The following is a 5,198-nucleotide window of genomic DNA, read 5'->3' as shown; positions in this document are numbered from 1 at the left end:
CCCGAGAGGGTGAGTACAAAGGAAGCGTCCGTTCCTTGAGAACTCAACAGCGTGCCAAAAATCAACGCCAGATTAGTTGATACCCCGTCCATCTTCGGATGGTCGAGGTTCCTTTGAAAAAGTCCACCCTTAGCCGGGTGGCACACAGCGAGGACGCTGTGAACGATCGGTCTTATTCCGACTCGATCGTTCCGCTCAACGCGAGTGTATCGCCGGATTACCGGCAAACATTCACGGAGAGTTTGATCCTGGCTCAGGACGAACGCTGGCGGCGTGCTTAACACATGCAAGTCGAACGATGAAGCCCTTCGGGGTGGATTAGTGGCGAACGGGTGAGTAACACGTGGGCAATCTGCCCTTCACTCTGGGACAAGCCCTGGAAACGGGGTCTAATACCGGATAACACCGGCTTCTGCATGGAAGCTGGTTAAAAGCTCCGGCGGTGAAGGATGAGCCCGCGGCCTATCAGCTTGTTGGTGGGGTAATGGCCTACCAAGGCGACGACGGGTAGCCGGCCTGAGAGGGCGACCGGCCACACTGGGACTGAGACACGGCCCAGACTCCTACGGGAGGCAGCAGTGGGGAATATTGCACAATGGGCGAAAGCCTGATGCAGCGACGCCGCGTGAGGGATGACGGCCTTCGGGTTGTAAACCTCTTTCAGCAGGGAAGAAGCGAAAGTGACGGTACCTGCAGAAGAAGCGCCGGCTAACTACGTGCCAGCAGCCGCGGTAATACGTAGGGCGCAAGCGTTGTCCGGAATTATTGGGCGTAAAGAGCTCGTAGGCGGCTTGTCACGTCGGGTGTGAAAGCCCGGGGCTTAACCCCGGGTCTGCATCCGATACGGGCAGGCTAGAGTGTGGTAGGGGAGATCGGAATTCCTGGTGTAGCGGTGAAATGCGCAGATATCAGGAGGAACACCGGTGGCGAAGGCGGATCTCTGGGCCATTACTGACGCTGAGGAGCGAAAGCGTGGGGAGCGAACAGGATTAGATACCCTGGTAGTCCACGCCGTAAACGTTGGGAACTAGGTGTTGGCGACATTCCACGTCGTCGGTGCCGCAGCTAACGCATTAAGTTCCCCGCCTGGGGAGTACGGCCGCAAGGCTAAAACTCAAAGGAATTGACGGGGGCCCGCACAAGCAGCGGAGCATGTGGCTTAATTCGACGCAACGCGAAGAACCTTACCAAGGCTTGACATATACCGGAAAGCATTAGAGATAGTGCCCCCCTTGTGGTCGGTATACAGGTGGTGCATGGCTGTCGTCAGCTCGTGTCGTGAGATGTTGGGTTAAGTCCCGCAACGAGCGCAACCCTTGTCCTGTGTTGCCAGCATGCCCTTCGGGGTGATGGGGACTCACAGGAGACCGCCGGGGTCAACTCGGAGGAAGGTGGGGACGACGTCAAGTCATCATGCCCCTTATGTCTTGGGCTGCACACGTGCTACAATGGCCGGTACAAAGAGCTGCGATGCCGCGAGGCGGAGCGAATCTCAAAAAGCCGGTCTCAGTTCGGATTGGGGTCTGCAACTCGACCCCATGAAGTCGGAGTTGCTAGTAATCGCAGATCAGCATTGCTGCGGTGAATACGTTCCCGGGCCTTGTACACACCGCCCGTCACGTCACGAAAGTCGGTAACACCCGAAGCCGGTGGCCCAACCCCTTGTGGGAGGGAGCTGTCGAAGGTGGGACTGGCGATTGGGACGAAGTCGTAACAAGGTAGCCGTACCGGAAGGTGCGGCTGGATCACCTCCTTTCTAAGGAGCACAGTACCGATTGCAGACAAACGTTCTGCACGGTCAGCTCATGGGTGGAACGTTGATTAGTTGGCACGGTCTCGAGGATCTCCTCACAAGTACTGCTTCGGCGTGGAAAGTGACGATGTTCCGACAGGTCGTGCCTGGCACGTTGTTGGGTATCTGAGGGTGCGGCCGTATGGTCGTTGCCTTCGTGATGCCGGCCCCAGTGAACTTGTTCCTTATGGAGCAGGGTGATGGGTGGCTGGTCGTTGTTTGAGAACTACACAGTGGACGCGAGCATCTGTGGCCAAGTTTTTAAGGGCGCACGGTGGATGCCTTGGCACCAGGAACCGATGAAGGACGTGGGAGGCCACGATAGTCCCCGGGGAGCCGTCAACCAGGCTTTGATCCGGGGGTTTCCGAATGGGGAAACCCGGCAGTCGTCATGGGCTGTCACCCATGCCTGAACACATAGGGCATGTGGAGGGAACGAGGGGAAGTGAAACATCTCAGTACCCTCAGGAAGAGAAAACAACCGTGATTCCGGGAGTAGTGGCGAGCGAAACCGGATGAGGCCAAACCGTATGCGTGTGATACCCGGCAGGGGTTGCGCATGCGGGGTTGTGGGATCTCTCTTTCACAGTCTGCCGGCTGTGAGACGAGTCAGAAACCGTTGATGTAGGCGAAGGACATGCGAAAGGTCCGGCGTAGAGGGTAAGACCCCCGTAGCTGAAACATTAACGGCTCGTTTGAGAGACACCCAAGTAGCACGGGGCCCGAGAAATCCCGTGTGAATCTGGCGGGACCACCCGCTAAGCCTAAATATTCCCTGGTGACCGATAGCGGATAGTACCGTGAGGGAATGGTGAAAAGTACCGCGGGAGCGGAGTGAAATAGTACCTGAAACCGTGTGCCTACAAGCCGTGGGAGCGTCGCTCATTGGGTTTACCCAATGGGTCGTGACTGCGTGCCTTTTGAAGAATGAGCCTGCGAGTTTGCGGTGTGTTGCGAGGTTAACCCGTGTGGGGAAGCCGTAGCGAAAGCGAGTCCGAATAGGGCGATTTAGTAGCGCGCTCAAGACCCGAAGCGGAGTGATCTAGCCATGGGCAGGTTGAAGCGGAGGTAAGACTTCGTGGAGGACCGAACCCACCAGGGTTGAAAACCTGGGGGATGACCTGTGGTTAGGGGTGAAAGGCCAATCAAACTCCGTGATAGCTGGTTCTCCCCGAAATGCATTTAGGTGCAGCGTCGTGTGTTTCTTGCCGGAGGTAGAGCACTGGATAGGCGATGGGCCCTACCGGGTTACTGACCTTAGCCAAACTCCGAATGCCGGTAAGTGAGAGCACGGCAGTGAGACTGTGGGGGATAAGCTCCATGGTCGAGAGGGAAACAGCCCAGAGCATCGACTAAGGCCCCTAAGCGTACGCTAAGTGGGAAAGGATGTGGAGTCGCAGAGACAACCAGGAGGTTGGCTTAGAAGCAGCCACCCTTGAAAGAGTGCGTAATAGCTCACTGGTCAAGTGATTCCGCGCCGACAATGTAGCGGGGCTCAAGCGTACCGCCGAAGTCGTGTCATTGCAGCAATAGGGCCAACGCCCGCTGTGATGGGTAGGGGAGCGTCGTGTGCCGGGTGAAGCAGCAGCGGAAGCTAGTTGTGGACGGTTCACGAGTGAGAATGCAGGCATGAGTAGCGATACACACGTGAGAAACGTGTGCGCCGATTGACTAAGGGTTCCTGGGTCAAGCTGATCTGCCCAGGGTAAGTCGGGACCTAAGGCGAGGCCGACAGGCGTAGTCGATGGACAACCGGTTGATATTCCGGTACCCGCTTTGAAACGCCCAATATCGAATCCATTAATGCTAAGGCCGTGAAGCCGTTCCGGACCCTTCGGGGAAAGGAAAGTGGTGGAGCCGTCGATCCAAGGTGGTAGTAGGTAAGCGATGGGGTGACGCAGGAAGGTAGTCCAGCCCGGGCGGTGGTAGTCCCGGGGTAAGGGTGTAGGGCGTGTGATAGGCAAATCCGTCACGCATTAAGCCTGAGACCTGATGCCGAGCCGATTGTGGTGAAGTGGATGATCCTATGCTGTCGAGAAAAGCCTCTAGCGAGTTTCATGGCGGCCCGTACCCTAAACCGACTCAGGTAGTCAGGTAGAGAATACCGAGGCGTTCGGGTGAACTATGGTTAAGGAACTCGGCAAAATGCCCCCGTAACTTCGGGAGAAGGGGGGCCATCACTGGTGATCGGATTTACTCCGTGAGCTGGGGGTGGCCGCAGAGACCAGCGAGAAGCGACTGTTTACTAAAAACACAGGTCCGTGCGAAGCCGTAAGGCGATGTATACGGACTGACGCCTGCCCGGTGCTGGAACGTTAAGGGGACCGGTTAGTCACATTTCGGTGTGGCGAAGCTGAGAACTTAAGCGCCAGTAAACGGCGGTGGTAACTATAACCATCCTAAGGTAGCGAAATTCCTTGTCGGGTAAGTTCCGACCTGCACGAATGGCGTAACGACTTCTCGACTGTCTCAACCATAGGCCCGGTGAAATTGCACTACGAGTAAAGATGCTCGTTTCGCGCAGCAGGACGAAAAGACCCCGGGACCTTTACTATAGTTTGATATTGGTGTTCGGTTCGGCTTGTGTAGGATAGGTGGGAGACTTTGAAGCCGTGACGCCAGTCATGGTGGAGTCGCCGTTGAAATACCACTCTGGTCGTGCTGGATGTCTAACCTCGGTCCGTGATCCGGATCAGGGACAGTGTCTGATGGGTAGTTTAACTGGGGCGGTTGCCTCCCAAAGGGTAACGGAGGCGCCCAAAGGTTCCCTCAGCCTGGTTGGCAATCAGGTGTTGAGTGTAAGTGCACAAGGGAGCTTGACTGTGAGACCGACGGGTCGAGCAGGGACGAAAGTCGGGACTAGTGATCCGGCGGTGGCTTGTGGAAGCGCCGTCGCTCAACGGATAAAAGGTACCCCGGGGATAACAGGCTGATCTTCCCCAAGAGTCCATATCGACGGGATGGTTTGGCACCTCGATGTCGGCTCGTCGCATCCTGGGGCTGGAGTCGGTCCCAAGGGTTGGGCTGTTCGCCCATTAAAGCGGTACGCGAGCTGGGTTTAGAACGTCGTGAGACAGTTCGGTCTCTATCCGCTGTGCGCGTAGGAATATTGAGAAGGGCTGTCCCTAGTACGAGAGGACCGGGACGGACGAACCTCTGGTGTGCCAGTTGTCCTGCCAAGGGCATGGCTGGTTGGCTACGTTCGGGAGGGATAACCGCTGAAAGCATCTAAGCGGGAAGCCTGCTTCAAGATGAGTATTCCCACCTCCTTGAGAGGGTAAGGCTCCCAGTAGACCACTGGGTTGATAGGCCGGATGTGGAAGCCCAGTAATGGGTGGAGCTGACCGGTACTAATAGGCCGAGGGCTTGTCCTCAGTTGCTCGCGTCCACTGTGTTAGTTCTGAAG

At 56.8% G+C, this 5,198-nt stretch carries 2 rRNA genes; both read left to right on the top strand.

The features are described from left to right. Positions 1 to 230 precede the first annotated feature (230 nt). Positions 231 to 1,756 (top strand): 16S ribosomal RNA (locus ACFC0G_RS39575). A gap of 287 nt (positions 1,757 to 2,043) precedes the next feature. Beyond that, positions 2,044 to 5,166 (top strand): 23S ribosomal RNA (locus tag ACFC0G_RS39570). Together the 16S and 23S rRNA genes form the textbook arrangement of a ribosomal RNA operon. Positions 5,167 to 5,198 lie beyond the last annotated feature (32 nt).

Source organism: Streptomyces sp. NPDC056169, from assembly GCF_042268445.1.
Taxonomy (GTDB): domain Bacteria; phylum Actinomycetota; class Actinomycetes; order Streptomycetales; family Streptomycetaceae; genus Streptomyces.
Note: the sequence above shows the minus strand (reverse complement) of the source record. Positions and strands in the feature narration are given on the sequence as shown.